Below are 14,884 nucleotides of genomic sequence, written 5' to 3' on the forward strand. Positions count from 1 at the left end.
TGAGAGGTCTTGTGGGGCCTTAGCTCAGCTGGGAGAGCGCCTGCTTTGCACGCAGGAGGTCAGCGGTTCGATCCCGCTAGGCTCCATTAAAACAGGATACTAACAGACGGTTCGCTTGCGAAAACTTCTGTAGAAAATTAGGAAACTGACAAAGTGTGTTTACACACAAGGAAGTTTATCTATTTTCCTAAGAAGTTAGTCTGGAGTTCAACTCAAGTTTCTGTTTTATCTATAGTCCATTGAAAATTGAATATCTATATCAAATTCCACGATCAGAAATGATTGTAGAAAAGTAACAAGAAATAAACCGAAAACGCTGTAAGTATTTAATGAGTTTAGGTCGCAAGACCAAAAATAAGGTTAAGTTAATAAGGGCGCACGGTGGATGCCTTGGCACTAGAAGCCGAAGAAGGACGTGACAAACGACGAAATGCTTTGGGGAGCTGTAAGTAAGCGCTGATCCAGAGATGTCCGAATGGGGGAACCCGGCATGTAATGCATGTCATCCATGACTGTTAAGGTCATGAGAAGGAAGACGCAGTGAACTGAAACATCTAAGTAGCTGCAGGAAGAGAAAGCAAACGCGATTGCCTTAGTAGCGGCGAGCGAAACGGCAGGAGGGCAAACCGAGGAGTTTACTCCTCGGGGTTGTAGGACTGCGACGTGGGACTTTAAAATGATAGAAGAATTACCTGGGAAGGTAAGCCAAAGAGAGTAACAGCCTCGTATTTAAAATCGTTTTGAGCCCTAGCAGTATCCTGAGTACGGCGAGACACGCGAAATCTCGTCGGAATCTGGGAGGACCATCTCCAACCCTAAATACTCTCTAGTGACCGATAGTGAACCAGTACCGTGAGGGAAAGGTGAAAAGCACCCCGGGAGGGGAGTGAAATAGAACCTGAAACCGTGTGCCTACAACAAGTTCGAGCCCGTTAATGGGTGAGAGCGTGCCTTTTGTAGAATGAACCGGCGAGTTACGTTATGATGCGAGGTTAAGTTGAAGAGACGGAGCCGTAGGGAAACCGAGTCTTAATAGGGCGCTTTAGTATCATGATGTAGACCCGAAACCATGTGACCTACCCATGAGCAGGTTGAAGGTGCGGTAAGACGCACTGGAGGACCGAACCAGGGCACGTTGAAAAGTGCTTGGATGACTTGTGGGTAGCGGAGAAATTCCAAACGAACTTGGAGATAGCTGGTTCTCTCCGAAATAGCTTTAGGGCTAGCGTCGATGTTAAGTCTCTTGGAGGTAGAGCACTGTTTGGGTGAGGGGTCCATCTCGGATTACCAATCTCAGATAAACTCCGAATGCCAACGAGATATAATCGGCAGTCAGACTGCGAGTGCTAAGATCCGTAGTCGAAAGGGAAACAGCCCAGACCACCAGCTAAGGTCCCAAAATATATGTTAAGTGGAAAAGGATGTGGGGTTGCACAGACAACTAGGATGTTAGCTTAGAAGCAGCTATTCATTCAAAGAGTGCGTAATAGCTCACTAGTCGAGTGACCCTGCGCCGAAAATGTACCGGGGCTAAAACATATTACCGAAGCTGTGGATTACCTTTAGAGGTAATGGTAGGAGAGCGTTCTATGTGTGAAGAAGGTGTACCGTGAGGAGCGCTGGAACGCATAGAAGTGAGAATGCCGGTATGAGTAGCGAAAGACAGGTGAGAATCCTGTCCACCGTAAGACTAAGGTTTCCAGGGGAAGGCTCGTCCGCCCTGGGTTAGTCGGGACCTAAGGAGAGACCGAAAGGTGTATCCGATGGCCAACAGGTTGATATTCCTGTACTAGTGTATATAGTGATGGAGGGACGCAGAAGGCTAACTAAAGCGTGCGAATGGAAGAGCACGTCTAAGCAGTGAGGTGTGATATGAGTCAAATGCTTATATCTAATACATTGAGCTGTGATGGGGAGCGAAGTTAAGTAGCGAAGTTAGTGATGTCACACTGCCAAGAAAAGCTTCTAGCGTTTAACTATACACTACCCGTACCGCAAACCGACACAGGTAGTCGAGGCGAGTAGCCTCAGGTGATCGAGAGAACTCTCGTTAAGGAACTCGGCAAAATGACCCCGTAACTTCGGGAGAAGGGGTGCTGACTTAGGTCAGCCGCAGTGAATAGGCCCAAGCAACTGTTTATCAAAAACACAGCTCTCTGCTAAATCGTAAGATGATGTATAGGGGGTGACGCCTGCCCGGTGCTGGAAGGTTAAGAGGAGTGCTTAGCGTAAGCGAAGGTATGAATTGAAGCCCCAGTAAACGGCGGCCGTAACTATAACGGTCCTAAGGTAGCGAAATTCCTTGTCGGGTAAGTTCCGACCCGCACGAAAGGCGTAATGATTTGGGCACTGTCTCAACGAGAGACTCGGTGAAATTTTAGTACCTGTGAAGATGCAGGTTACCCGCGACAGGACGGAAAGACCCCATGGAGCTTTACTGCAGTTTGATATTGAGTATCTGTACCACATGTACAGGATAGGTAGGAGCCATTGAAGACGGGACGCCAGTTTCGTTTGAGGCGATGTTGGGATACTACCCTTGTGTTATGGCTACTCTAACCCAGATAGGTGATCCCTATCGGAGACAGTGTCTGACGGGCAGTTTGACTGGGGCGGTCGCCTCCTAAAGAGTAACGGAGGCGCCCAAAGGTTCCCTCAGACTGGTTGGAAATCAGTCGCAGAGTGTAAAGGTATAAGGGAGCTTGACTGCGAGAGCTACAACTCGAGCAGGGACGAAAGTCGGGCTTAGTGATCCGGTGGTACCGTATGGAAGGGCCATCGCTCAACGGATAAAAGCTACCCTGGGGATAACAGGCTTATCTCCCCCAAGAGTTCACATCGACGGGGAGGTTTGGCACCTCGATGTCGGCTCGTCGCATCCTGGGGCTGTAGTCGGTCCCAAGGGTTGGGCTGTTCGCCCATTAAAGCGGCACGCGAGCTGGGTTCAGAACGTCGTGAGACAGTTCGGTCCCTATCCGTCGCGGGCGTAGGAAATTTGAGAGGATCTGCTCCTAGTACGAGAGGACCAGAGTGGACTTACCGCTGGTGTACCAGTTGTCTTGCCAAAGGCATCGCTGGATAGCTATGTAGGGAAGGGATAAGCGCTGAAAGCATCTAAGTGCGAAGCCCCCCTCAAGATGAGATTTCCCATGATTTTATATCAGTAAGAGCCCTGAGAGATGATCAGGTAGATAGGTTAGAAGTGGAAGTGTGGTGACACATGTAGCGGACTAATACTAATAGCTCGAGGACTTATCCAAACCGAAGTCAATATTGACAGCGAGGCGGTTTCTTGATAGAATATAGATATTCAATTTTGAGTGGACTACACAAGTAGTGCCCAAAAGAGTTAAGTGACGATAGCCTAGGAGATACACCTGTACCCATGCCGAACACAGCAGTTAAGCCCTAGAACGCCTGAAGTAGTTGGGGGTTGCCCCCTGTTAGATATGGTAGTCGCTTAGCTTATACCACTCAATGGGAGTTTAGCTCAGCTGGGAGAGCATCTGCCTTACAAGCAGAGGGTCAGCGGTTCGATCCCGTTAACTCCCATAGTATTAAAAGATACAGGTCCCGTAGTGTAGCGGTTATCACGTCGCCCTGTCACGGCGAAGATCGCGGGTTCGATTCCCGTCGGGACCGTCAAAATAGTCCAATGGACTATTTTAAGTTGGAGATGAAGCAAGTAAAGTTGTAGCAGTTTCAACAAAAAGACTCGTTAGCTCAGTTGGTAGAGCAATTGACTTTTAATCAATGGGTCACTGGTTCGAGCCCAGTACGGGTCATATAGGCGGGTTTGGCGGAATTGGCAGACGCACCAGATTTAGGATCTGGCGCTTAACGGCGTGGGGGTTCAAGTCCCTTAACCCGCATAAAAGATTAGCCGGCTTAGCTCAGTTGGTAGAGCATCTGATTTGTAATCAGAGGGTCGCGTGTTCAAGTCATGTAGCCGGCATTGAAAAAAGTTGCGAACGTAGTTCAGTGGTAGAACACCACCTTGCCAAGGTGGGGGTCGCGGGTTCGAATCCCGTCGTTCGCTTTTGAGGAGCCGGGGTGGCGGAACTGGCAGACGCACAGGACTTAAAATCCTGCGATGGTTCACATCGTACCGGTTCGATTCCGGTCCTCGGCATTAATTTAATATAGAGCACCCTTAGCTCAACTGGATAGAGTACCTGACTACGAATCAGGCGGTTAGAGGTTCGACTCCTCTAGGGTGCATCAGTTCGGGAAGTAGCTCAGCTTGGTAGAGTACTTGGTTTGGGACCAAGGTGTCGCAGGTTCGAATCCTGTCTTCCCGATTGATGGCGGTGTAGCTCAGCTGGCTAGAGCGTCCGGTTCATACCCGGGAGGTCGGGGGTTCGATCCCCTTCGCCGCTATTTGTTTTTATGGATGACTTTGGACCTTTAGCTCAACTGGTTAGAGCACTCGGCTCATAACCGAGCGGTCGTAGGTTCGAGTCCTACAAGGTCCATATCATTTGGAGGATTACCCAAGTCCGGCTGAAGGGAACGGTCTTGAAAACCGTCAGGCGTGTAAAAGCGTGCGTGGGTTCGAATCCCACATCCTCCTTTAAAAATAACGCGGGATGGAGCAGTTAGGTAGCTCGTCGGGCTCATAACCCGAAGGTCGTAGGTTCAAATCCTGCTCCCGCAATACATAAGATTTATGTAGTTGGCTCGGTAGCTCAGTTGGTAGAGCAATGGATTGAAGCTCCATGTGTCGGCGGTTCGATTCCGTCTCGCGCCATATTATATTGCGGGTGTAGTTTAGTGGTAAAACTACAGCCTTCCAAGCTGTTGTCGCGAGTTCGATTCTCGTCACCCGCTTTATAGTTTTCCCAAGCTATATATTTAAGCTTGGGCGCGTAGCTCAGGTGGTTAGAGCGCACGCCTGATAAGCGTGAGGTCGGTGGTTCGAGTCCACTCGTGCCCATTTTGGAGAATTACTCAAGAGGTTGAAGAGGACGGTTTGCTAAATCGTTAGGTCGGGTAACTGGCGCAAGGGTTCGAATCCCTTATTCTCCGTATAATATGAAAAAAGATGATCTTGAATGGTCTTTTTTTAATGTTCTATTCTGATCATGTCTCATATAATATTATGCATATATTTCGGGGTTAGGTATTTTTATAACTAACTGATGTGTTTTAATTTAGTTTGATCTAAGCTGTCAAAAGACAATGACGTTTAAAAACTTCTGATATCATACGATAGGAATCTGTTTAATGTTTTTAAGTAATTAACCGCCAAGGGGATTTTACAATTTATCCACATGTTAATAAGTACTTTTTATTGAACTTGGGAAAGTTTAGCTTAATTCCCTTTTTTTATTATTTATTACACATAACTGTAACAATTGCGTAACATTACTTGCTTCTTTTTTTGGTAAAATATAAGATGTCTTATCGAAAAGGAGTAGTTTTTTTATTATGAAAAAAAGAATTTTATCAGCAGTTCTTGTAAGTGGTGTAACCCTTGGAGCAGCAACAACAGTAGGAGCTAATGAAATAGATTCTAAAATTGCAGCAGCAGAATCAACTATTTCATCTCTTAATGCCGAACAACAAGCGACTCGTAACCAAGTTGTGGCATTGCAAGCACAAGTTAGTTCACTACAATCAGAACAAGATAAATTGGCAGCAAGAAACACAGAACTTGAAGAACTTTCAAGACAATTTGAACAAGAAATTCAAGCTCTTACAAGCCAAATTATTGCTCGTAATGAAAAATTAAAGAATCAAGCGCGTAGTGCTTATAAAAACAATGAAACTTCAGGTTACATTAATGCACTTTTGAATTCTAAATCAATTTCTGATGTTGTCTCTCGTTTAGTAGCTATTAACAGAGCCGTTTCTGCTAATACCAAAATGTTAGAAAAACAAAAAGCTGATAAAGTTTCCCTTGAAGAAAAACAAGCAGCTAACCAAGATGCTATCAATACAATTGCAGCTAATGTTGCAATGATTGAAGAAAATCAAAATACTTTACGTACTCAACAAGCTAATTTAGAAGCAGCAACTGCTACTTTAGCTCTTCAATTAGCATCCGCTACTGAAGATAAGGCTAATTTGGTAGCTCAAAAAGAAGCGGCTGAAAAAGCAGCTGCTGAAGCTTTGGCACAAGAACAAGCAGCAAAAGCTAAGGCAAAAGAGCAAGCTGCTCAACAAGCGTCATCCGTTGAGGCAGCAAAAGCTACAGTGGTAGCTCCAGTTGCTACACCAGTTTCTGAAGCTGTAACAGCAGCACCAGTAGCTCAACAATCAGATCCATCTACACCTGCTCCAATTACTGCACCAGCGGCGAAAGTAGCACCAGCTCCTGTTATGGCGACACCAGTGGCTCGTCCACAAGTGACCTATAGTGCTAATAATACTTATCCTGTAGGACAATGTACTTGGGGTGCTAAATCATTAGCTCCTTGGGCAGGAAATAACTGGGGTAATGGTGGACAATGGGCTTATAGCGCTCAAGCAGCGGGCTTCTCAGTTGCTTCAACACCTATGGCGGGAGCAATTGCAGTTTGGAACGATGGAGGCTATGGTCACGTAGCTGTAGTTGTTGAAGTACAAAGTGCATCAAACATCCGCGTTATGGAATCAAACTTCAACGGATGTCAGTATGTTGCTGACCACCGTGGTTGGTTTAACCCATCTGGTGTTGTATTTATCTATCCACGCTAATAATATCTTAAACTAGAACATTTTTGTTCTAGTTTTTTTATTTATTTTTTTAAAAGAAGAAGAGTGTAATTGAGGTTCTTTCTAGTGTCATTTTTAATTTCATTTGATAATTTGTTTAAAAAACGTTAAAATGGTATAGGATTAAAACTTTGGAGGAAAAAATGTCTTATTCTGATTTAAAATTGTTTGCACTTTCGTCGAACAAAGAGTTAGCAGAAAAAGTTGCTTCTGCTATGGGTATTCAACTTGGTAAGTCTACTGTGCGCCAATTTTCAGATGGTGAAATTCAAGTCAATATCGAGGAATCGATTCGTGGGCATCATGTTTTTATTTTACAATCTACAAGCTCTCCAGTTAATGATAACTTGATGGAAATCTTGATTATGGTTGATGCTTTAAAACGTGCTAGCGCTGAAAAAATATCTGTCGTGATGCCTTATTACGGCTATGCTCGTCAAGACCGTAAGGCGCGTTCTCGTGAGCCAATTACATCTAAGCTAGTCGCTAATATGTTAGAAGTTGCTGGAGTTGATCGTCTCTTAACCGTTGATTTGCATGCTGCACAAATTCAAGGTTTCTTTGACATTCCAGTAGATCATTTAATGGGTGCTCCATTAATTGCTGATTACTTTGATCGTCATGGGCTTGTTGGTGAAGATGTTGTTGTGGTGAGTCCAGACCATGGTGGTGTCACTCGTGCTCGTAAGTTAGCGCAATGCCTCCAAACACCAATCGCAATTATTGATAAACGTCGTAGTGTTGATAAAATGAACACTAGCGAAGTGATGAACATTATTGGTAATGTAGAAGGTAAAAAATGTATCTTGATTGATGATATGATTGATACTGCTGGTACTATTTGCCATGCGGCAGATGCTTTGGCTGAAGCAGGTGCAACAGCTGTATATGCTTCATGTACACACCCAGTGCTTTCTGGTCCAGCTCTGGATAATATCCAAAATTCTGCTATTGAAAAATTAATTGTTTTAGATACAATTTATTTACCAGAAGAACGTTTAATTGATAAAATTGAACAAATTTCGATTGCTGATTTAATTGCTGAAGCTATTATTCGTATTCATGAAAAACGTCCACTATCTCCTTTATTTGAAATGGGAAAATAAGGAATTGACCTAAGGTCTAGGTAACTGTTGATAAGTGTTATTAACAGAGCCTAGATCCTAGGTTTTTCTTTTTTGTTTATCAACTATCTGCAAATTATGAGTAGTTTGTGTATAATAATAGTTGACTTGCTAAACTGTGGATAAGTTGTGGAAACTCATTTTTTCAGTGTGGAAATCTTAGTTAAAGAATGATGGAGAAATATGCAAACGAAAGAATCATTTGGTATTGTACTATATAATAAAAATTACCGTGAAGATGATAAATTAGTTAAACTATTTACAGAAGTTGCTGGTAAACGGATGTTTTTTGTCAAGCAGATTAGTCGTTCTAAATTAGCATCTGTTGTTCAACCCTTGAGGGCGGCAGAATTCATTCTTAAGCTGAGCGATACAGGTCTTTCCTATATTGAAGATTATAGTCAGGCAGAGACTTATCGTCATATCAATGAAGACATTTTTCGATTGGCTTATGCAACTTATCTTTTAGCACTTGTGGATGTCGCTATTGCTGATAACGAACCAGATCCTCATTTATTTGCTTTTTTAAAAAAGACACTTGATTTAATGGAAGAAGGCTTAGATTATGAAATCTTAACTAATATTTTTGAAATTCAACTTTTAGAGCGTTTTGGAGTCCAGTTAAACTTTCATAATTGTGTTTTTTGTCATCGGGCAGGTCTTCCTTTTGATTTTTCTCATCGCTATTCAGGTGTTCTTTGTCCACAACATTATCATGAAGATGAGCGTCGCTATCATTTAGATCCCAATGTTCTTTATCTTTTGGATCGTTTTCAAAATTTAGATTTTGATGACTTGAAACGCATTTCCTTAAAACCAGAAATGAAACAAAAACTTCGTCAGTTTATTGATGCTATTTATGATGATTATGTTGGTATAAGACTGAAAAGTAAAAAATTTATTGATGAACTAGAATCTTGGGGAAATATTATGAAAAAATCAGATAAATCAAAGGAGACTAGTCGAGATGGGAAATGATGTTAGAATATGCTATAATAGAGTCACTATTTTCAGTAGAGAAGAGTAGACGTAAAGGAGCAAAAATGAAGAAAATTGCAATAGATGCTATGGGTGGAGACAATGCCCCTCAGGCTATTATTGAAGGTGTCAATCAGGCGATCAAAGCTTTCTCAGATATCGAAATTCAACTTTATGGTGATCAAGAAAAGATCAAACCTTATCTGATTGCTTCTGATCGTGTTTCTATTAGTCATACGGATGAAAAAATCAATTCAGATGATGAACCTGCAAAAGCTATTCGTCGTAAAAAGAATGCTTCGATGGTCTTGGCAGCCAAAGCTGTTAAAGATGGACAAGCTCAAGCTGTTTTATCTGCCGGAAATACGGGTGCCCTTTTAGCAGCAGGACTTTTTGTAGTTGGTCGTATTAAAGAGATAGATCGGCCTGGTTTAATGTCAACTTTACCGACAATAGATGGTAAGGGTTTTGATATGTTGGATTTAGGTGCAAATGCTGAAAATACGGCTTCTCACCTTCATCAATATGCTATTTTAGGGTCTTTTTATGCTAAAAATGTAAGAGGTATCGAACGTCCTCGTGTGGGATTACTTAATAATGGTACCGAGTCTACTAAAGGAGACTCTCTTCGTAAGGAAACTTACGACTTGTTAGCAGCTGATGACAGTATTGACTTTGTAGGAAATGTGGAAGCGCGTGATTTGATGTCTGGAGTGGTGGATGTTTTGGTTGCGGATGGTTTCACAGGAAACGCGGTATTAAAAGCTATCGAAGGAACTGCTATTAGTATAATGGGACAATTAAAAGAGGCAGTGACTTCTGGTGGTATTAAAGCCAAAATTGGAGCTCTTTTCTTAAAAGATAGTTTATATCATTTGAAAGATTCTTTGGACTACTCAAGTGCAGGAGGAGCTGTTTTGTTTGGACTTAAAGCTCCTGTTGTGAAATCACATGGTTCGAGTGATGCTAAAGCTATTTTTCATACGATTAAACAAATACGTACTATGTTGGATACCAATGTTGTTGGACAATTAGTTGACGTATTTTCTAAGGAGGAAAAGGAAGATGACACGAAATGATATTTTAGAAAGAATCATTACCCTCATCAGTAAGCAAAAAGACACAATTGATTTTACGATTACTGAGGATACTAATTTAAAGGATGATCTAGGGGTTGATTCTATTGAATTGGTTGAGTTCGTGATTAATATCGAAGATGAATTTAATATCGAAATTCCAGATGAAGCGGTAGATCACATGGTTTCTATGGGTGATATGCTAGATTATTTGACTAATCGTTTAGAAAAACAATAAATCAATAAAGAGAGAGCGAAAGCTCTTTTTTTGTTACAAAAAACGAACTATAATATTTTTTTTAATAACAATGTAAACAAAAAGTTGAATAAAGAGCATTTATATGTTATTCTTTAATAAAAAAAGTCGAGAAAGGCGAACCTTAAAATGTCAAACAACCTTATTTATTCAGGGAAAGCAAAAGATATTTATCAGACAGAAGATGAAGGGGTTATTTTATCCGTTTATAAAGACCAAGCTACTATGTTAAATGGTGCTCGCAAGGAGTCTATTAGTGGAAAAGGAGCGTTAAATAATCAGATTTCATCACTTATTTTTGAAAAATTAAATAAGGTTGGTATTGCAACTCATTTTATTAAACAGGTATCAGATACCGAGCAATTAAATAAAAAAGTAAGCATCATTCCTTTAGAAGTCGTTTTACGTAACGTTGCGGCAGGTTCTTTCGCTAAAAGATTTGGAATAGCAGAAGGTGCTCTATTAGAAAAGCCAATTATTGAATTTTATTATAAAAATGATGACTTAGATGACCCTTTCATTAACGATGAACACGTGATTTATCTAAAAATCGCAACTGATGAACAAATTGCTGATATCAAAGAAGAAACACTAACGATTAATAAGCATTTAAAATCTTGGTTTGAACAGATTGGACTTCAATTAATTGATTTTAAGCTGGAGTTTGGTTTGGACGCAGAAGGCCATCTCATTTTAGCTGATGAATTTTCACCTGATAACTGTCGACTTTGGGATGAAAAAGGAAATCATATGGACAAAGATGTTTTTCGTCGTGACCTTGGTAGCTTGACGGATGTCTATAAGGTGGTACTTGAAAAACTGCAGGGATTAAAATAAGACAAGGAAGGAAATGAACCCGACTGGGAAGCTTGGGAAGCTCAAAGAATCTGATGAGACATTTTTTGAGATTTCCAATTGAAAACAAAAAATGGGAGTTGCTTCTACTGAAATCAAGATTTTAGTGGGTTATCTATTTTTTTGTTGCTTCCTTGTCGGATTTGGTATCTTAGAAATGGATAAACGTATTTTTGTTGAGAAAAAAGCTGATTTTCAGGTAAAAGCTCAATCATTACTTAAAGAATTAAGCCAAAATTTGCAACTAAAAACATTGAGTCATTTGCGTATGATTCAAGTTTATGATGTTTTCAATTTAGAAGAAGCTTTATTTGAGGCTGCTCAAGAACATATTTTTTCGGAACAAGTAACGGACGAGCTTTTAAGTGAAGAACGACTCTTTTCAGAACTAGAGGAGGCAGTGTTTTTTGCTATTGAAGCCTTACCTGGCCAGTTTGATCAGCGTGCAGCTAGCTCTCAAGAAGCCCTACTACTTCTTGGCAGTTCATCGGACGTATCTGTTTTGACGGCACAACTTTATTTGGTCAATAAAGACATCAATCAAAGTGAGCTAGAAGCCATTAAGGGCTATCTATTGAATCCTGTTGATTCACGTTTTAAAGATGTAACAGTCGGAATTGCTAGACATACTTTGTCAGAATCAGAGCGTAGAATTCCAACACTTGATATTTTCAATACTTATGTAGCAGAAGATTTTGCACGCTATAAGACCGAGCAAGGATTAGCTATGGAAGTCGAAAACTTATTGTTTATTCAAGGTTATTTCAAGTCAATTGGTCGCGTACCTACCGAGACGGAATTGAAGGTGCTAGATACTTACTGGTCTGATCACTGTCGTCACACGACTTTTGAAACGGAATTAAAGGCTATCGATTTTTCAGAATCTAAATTCCAAAAACAATTACAAGCGACTTATGATAAGTACATCGCTATGCGTAACGAATTAGGACGCTCTGACAAACCACAGACCCTTATGGATATGGCTACAATCTTTGGCCGTTATGAGCGTGCTAATGGGCGCCTAGATGATATGGAAGTATCAGATGAAATCAATGCTTGCTCTGTTGAAATTGAAGTGGATGTCAATGGTGTCAAAGAACCGTGGTTACTCATGTTCAAAAACGAAACTCATAACCACCCAACAGAGATTGAACCATTTGGTGGTGCAGCAACCTGTATTGGTGGTGCCATTCGTGACCCATTATCTGGTCGCTCATATGTTTATCAAGCTATGCGTATTTCAGGCGCAGGCGACATTACGATGCCAATTGCGGAAACTCGTAAAGGTAAATTACCGCAGCAAGTCATCTCAAAAACAGCGGCGCACGGCTATTCTTCATATGGAAACCAAATTGGTTTAGCAACAACTTATGTTAAAGAATACTTCCATCCAGGTTTTGTGGCTAAACGCATGGAGCTTGGTGCTGTTGTTGGGGCTGCTCCTAAGGAAAATGTTGTCCGTGAAAAACCAGTAGCTGGCGATGTGGTTATCCTACTAGGTGGGAAGACAGGTCGAGACGGAGTTGGTGGAGCAACTGGTTCTTCCAAAGTGCAAACTGTTGAATCAGTTGAAACAGCTGGTGCAGAAGTGCAAAAAGGGAATGCTATTGAAGAACGTAAAATTCAACGCCTCTTCCGCAATAGTCATGTTACGCGTTTAATCAAGAAATCCAACGACTTTGGTGCTGGTGGTGTTTGTGTTGCCATCGGTGAATTAGCTGACGGACTGGAAATTGATTTAGATGAAATTCCATTGAAGTACCAAGGATTAAATGGAACAGAAATTGCTATTTCAGAATCACAAGAACGGATGGCAGTAGTGGTACGTCCTGAAGATGCAGATCTCTTTATTGCAGAATGTGCTAAAGAAAATATAGAAGCAGTAACGGTTGCTCAAGTAACTGAGAAACCAAACTTGGTAATGACTTGGAATGGTCAAACCATTGTTGATATTGAACGTTTTTTCTTAGATACCAACGGTGTGCGCGTGGTAGTTGATGCTAAGGTTGTTGATAGTGCATTAGAAGCTTTTGAGCAAAAAACAACATCCATTGAGACTTTAGAAAAAGACACGATAGCTCTCTTATCAGATCTTAATCATACAAGTCAAAAAGGCTTGCAAACGATTTTTGATAGTTCTGTTGGTCGATCAACTGTTAATCATCCTATTGGAGGCCGTTATCAATTAACACCAACAGAAAGCTCTGTTCAAAAACTGCCTGTTCAAGATGGTGTAACAAATACAGCCTCTGTTATGGCACAAGGTTATCACCCTTATTTGGCAGAATGGTCTCCTTATCATGGGGCTGCTTATGCGGTCATTGAAGCAACAGCTCGTCTAGCGGCAACAGGATCGAAGTGGTCACAAGCTCGCTTTTCCTATCAGGAATATTTCCAACGTATGGATAAAATGGCAGAGCGTTTTGGACAACCAGTAGCAGCATTACTTGGTTCTATTGAGGCACAAGTGCAGCTTGGTTTACCATCTATTGGGGGTAAAGACTCCATGTCTGGTACCTTTGAAGAATTGACTGTACCACCGACTCTGGTAGCTTTTGGTGTGACGACAGCTGACGTGAACAAGGTTTTATCTCCAGAATTTAAAGAAGCTTGTGACTTTATTTATTACTTGCCAGGACAGTTGATTTCAGAAACGATTGATTTTGACTTAATAACATCAAATCTAAAAACACTTTCTCTGATTCAAGATAACTATCAAATTTCTTCTGCTTCTGCTTTGAAGTATGGTGGACTATTAGAAGGTCTTTCTTTAGCCACTTTTGGTAATCATATCGGAGCAGTCGTAGATATTCCAGAATTGTCGACGAGTTTGTCAGCTCAGTTAGGTGGCTTTTTAATCACTTCTAAAGAAGAGATTCCAGAAGCTATTAAGATTGGTCAAACTAGCTCTGATTTTAATTTAGTTGTAAATGGGATTAGTCTATCTGGTGATACATTATTGAAGGCGTTTGAGGGCACTTTAGAAGATATCTATCCTACTGTTTTTGAACAAACACAAACACTTGAAGAAGTTCCTTCTGTGATGTCAAACGACCTTATTAAATCGAATGAGACCATTGACAAACCTGTGGTTTACATTCCTGTTTTTCCGGGCACTAATTCTGAATACGATTCTGCTAAGGCCTTTGAGCAAGCTGGTGCCTTAGTTAATATGATTCCTTTTGTGACCTTAGATGAAAAAGCTATTGAAGAATCTGTTAGCACAATGGTTGCTAATATAGCCAAAGCAAATATTATTTTCTTTGCAGGTGGCTTCTCAGCAGCTGACGAACCAGATGGCTCGGCTAAATTTATCGTCAATATCTTACTCAATAATAAGGTTCGTGCAGCTATTGATGCCTTTATTGAAAAAGGTGGTTTGATCATTGGTATCTGTAATGGCTTCCAAGCTTTGGTTAAGTCCGGTCTGCTTCCTTATGGTAATTTTGCAGAAGCGGCTGCTACTAGCCCAACACTTTTCTACAACGATGCCAACCAACACGTGGCTAAAATGGTTGAAACACGTATTGCAAACACCAATTCACCATGGTTGGCAGGTGTTCAGGTAGGTGATATTCATGCCATTCCAGTATCACATGGTGAAGGGAAATTTGTAGTCACTGAAGCGGAATTTTGTCAATTACGTGATAATGGCCAAATTTTCAGTCAATATGTTGATTTCGATGGGAAACCTAGCATGGATTCTCGATTTAACCCCAATGGATCTCTTCATGCTATTGAAGGAATTATCAGTTCTAATGGTCAAATTATTGGTAAGATGGGACATTCTGAACGATTTGAAGCAGGTCTTTTCCAAAATATTCCTGGTCAAAAGGATCAAGGATTGTTTGCCTCAGCTGTGGCCTATTTTACAGGTAAGTAAGAAAGACTTTTAA

At 41.2% G+C, this 14,884-nt stretch carries 7 protein-coding genes, 18 tRNA genes and 2 rRNA genes; all 27 read left to right on the forward strand.

The features are described from left to right. Window positions 1-13: 13 nt before the first annotated feature. The 27 genes from STRIC_RS09755 (at window position 14) to STRIC_RS09885 (ending at window position 14,871) form a co-directional block, all read left to right on the forward strand. Window positions 14-86 (forward strand) — tRNA-Ala (locus STRIC_RS09755). Between the two features lie 272 nt (window positions 87-358). Then, a 23S ribosomal RNA gene (locus STRIC_RS09760) occupies window positions 359-3,260 on the forward strand. Window positions 3,261-3,349: 89 nt separating this feature from the next. Beyond that, window positions 3,350-3,465, forward strand: a 5S ribosomal RNA gene (gene rrf, locus STRIC_RS09765). A 14-nt stretch (window positions 3,466-3,479) separates the two neighbouring features. Beyond that, window positions 3,480-3,552: transfer RNA gene (locus STRIC_RS09770), tRNA-Val, on the forward strand. Between the two features lie 17 nt (window positions 3,553-3,569). After that, window positions 3,570-3,642 (forward strand) — tRNA-Asp (locus STRIC_RS09775). Between the two features lie 70 nt (window positions 3,643-3,712). Beyond that, window positions 3,713-3,785: transfer RNA gene (locus STRIC_RS09780), tRNA-Lys, on the forward strand. Window positions 3,786-3,790: 5 nt separating this feature from the next. Beyond that, a tRNA-Leu gene (locus STRIC_RS09785) sits at window positions 3,791-3,872 on the forward strand. A 10-nt stretch (window positions 3,873-3,882) separates the two neighbouring features. Continuing rightward, window positions 3,883-3,955: transfer RNA gene (locus STRIC_RS09790), tRNA-Thr, on the forward strand. Window positions 3,956-3,967: 12 nt separating this feature from the next. Further along, a tRNA-Gly gene (locus STRIC_RS09795) sits at window positions 3,968-4,039 on the forward strand. An 8-nt stretch (window positions 4,040-4,047) separates the two neighbouring features. Then, a tRNA-Leu gene (locus STRIC_RS09800) sits at window positions 4,048-4,132 on the forward strand. A 15-nt stretch (window positions 4,133-4,147) separates the two neighbouring features. Next, window positions 4,148-4,221, forward strand: a tRNA-Arg gene (locus STRIC_RS09805). 6 nt (window positions 4,222-4,227) lie between these two features. Beyond that, window positions 4,228-4,301: transfer RNA gene (locus STRIC_RS09810), tRNA-Pro, on the forward strand. Between the two features lie 5 nt (window positions 4,302-4,306). Further along, a tRNA-Met gene (locus STRIC_RS09815) sits at window positions 4,307-4,380 on the forward strand. 21 nt (window positions 4,381-4,401) lie between these two features. Further along, window positions 4,402-4,475, forward strand: a tRNA-Ile gene (locus tag STRIC_RS09820). An 8-nt stretch (window positions 4,476-4,483) separates the two neighbouring features. After that, a tRNA-Ser gene (locus STRIC_RS09825) sits at window positions 4,484-4,573 on the forward strand. Window positions 4,574-4,583: 10 nt separating this feature from the next. Beyond that, window positions 4,584-4,657: transfer RNA gene (locus STRIC_RS09830), tRNA-Met, on the forward strand. Between the two features lie 20 nt (window positions 4,658-4,677). Continuing rightward, window positions 4,678-4,750 (forward strand) — tRNA-Phe (locus STRIC_RS09835). A gap of 9 nt (window positions 4,751-4,759) precedes the next feature. Further along, window positions 4,760-4,830: transfer RNA gene (locus tag STRIC_RS09840), tRNA-Gly, on the forward strand. Window positions 4,831-4,862: 32 nt separating this feature from the next. Next, window positions 4,863-4,936, forward strand: a tRNA-Ile gene (locus STRIC_RS09845). A gap of 4 nt (window positions 4,937-4,940) precedes the next feature. After that, a tRNA-Ser gene (locus tag STRIC_RS09850) sits at window positions 4,941-5,028 on the forward strand. A gap of 402 nt (window positions 5,029-5,430) precedes the next feature. Then, window positions 5,431-6,681, forward strand: a complete 1,251-nt coding sequence (pcsB, locus tag STRIC_RS09855) for a peptidoglycan hydrolase PcsB (RefSeq protein ID WP_008090374.1) — start codon at window positions 5,431-5,433, stop codon at window positions 6,679-6,681. Between the two features lie 161 nt (window positions 6,682-6,842). Then, window positions 6,843-7,805 carry a ribose-phosphate diphosphokinase gene (locus STRIC_RS09860; protein ID WP_008090013.1) on the forward strand — a complete coding sequence of 321 codons (963 nt, stop codon included), beginning with the start codon at window positions 6,843-6,845 and terminating at the stop codon, window positions 7,803-7,805. Window positions 7,806-8,006: 201 nt separating this feature from the next. Further along, the gene (gene recO, locus STRIC_RS09865; RefSeq protein ID WP_008090137.1) at window positions 8,007-8,801 is read left to right on the forward strand and encodes a DNA repair protein RecO; all 795 of its coding nucleotides are present in this window, start codon (window positions 8,007-8,009) and stop codon (window positions 8,799-8,801) included. 65 nt (window positions 8,802-8,866) lie between these two features. Next, window positions 8,867-9,880, forward strand: a complete 1,014-nt coding sequence (gene plsX, locus STRIC_RS09870; protein ID WP_008089775.1) for a phosphate acyltransferase PlsX — start codon at window positions 8,867-8,869, stop codon at window positions 9,878-9,880. Next, entirely contained in the window at window positions 9,867-10,115 is a 249-nt protein-coding gene (locus STRIC_RS09875; protein WP_008089928.1) for a phosphopantetheine-binding protein, read from the forward strand. The genes plsX and STRIC_RS09875 overlap by 14 nt, the downstream gene beginning before the upstream one ends. A 147-nt stretch (window positions 10,116-10,262) precedes the next feature. After that, complete coding sequence (gene purC / locus STRIC_RS09880) at window positions 10,263-10,970, forward strand: phosphoribosylaminoimidazolesuccinocarboxamide synthase (RefSeq protein WP_008089619.1); 708 nt, start codon at window positions 10,263-10,265, stop codon at window positions 10,968-10,970. A 175-nt stretch (window positions 10,971-11,145) separates the two neighbouring features. Beyond that, window positions 11,146-14,871: a phosphoribosylformylglycinamidine synthase gene (locus STRIC_RS09885; RefSeq protein ID WP_040832449.1), complete on the forward strand. Its 3,726-nt coding sequence runs from the start codon at window positions 11,146-11,148 to the stop codon at window positions 14,869-14,871. The last annotated feature ends 13 nt before the right edge of the window (window positions 14,872-14,884 follow it).

Origin of the sequence: Streptococcus ictaluri 707-05 (assembly GCF_000188015.2) — a bacterium.
GTDB lineage: Bacteria > Bacillota > Bacilli > Lactobacillales > Streptococcaceae > Streptococcus > Streptococcus ictaluri.

What these genes read in the sequence shown, in the direction of transcription:
- recO (WP_008090137.1), top strand. Translation starts at nt 8,007, where the DNA reads ATGCAAACGAAAGAATCATTTGGTATTGTACTATATAATAAAAATTAC.
- pcsB (WP_008090374.1), top strand. Translation starts at nt 5,431, where the DNA reads ATGAAAAAAAGAATTTTATCAGCAGTTCTTGTAAGTGGTGTAACCCTT.
- purC (WP_008089619.1), top strand. Translation starts at nt 10,263, where the DNA reads ATGTCAAACAACCTTATTTATTCAGGGAAAGCAAAAGATATTTATCAG.
- STRIC_RS09860 (WP_008090013.1), top strand. Translation starts at nt 6,843, where the DNA reads ATGTCTTATTCTGATTTAAAATTGTTTGCACTTTCGTCGAACAAAGAG.
- plsX (WP_008089775.1), top strand. Translation starts at nt 8,867, where the DNA reads ATGAAGAAAATTGCAATAGATGCTATGGGTGGAGACAATGCCCCTCAG.
- STRIC_RS09875 (WP_008089928.1), top strand. Translation starts at nt 9,867, where the DNA reads ATGACACGAAATGATATTTTAGAAAGAATCATTACCCTCATCAGTAAG.
- STRIC_RS09885 (WP_040832449.1), top strand. Translation starts at nt 11,146, where the DNA reads ATGGATAAACGTATTTTTGTTGAGAAAAAAGCTGATTTTCAGGTAAAA.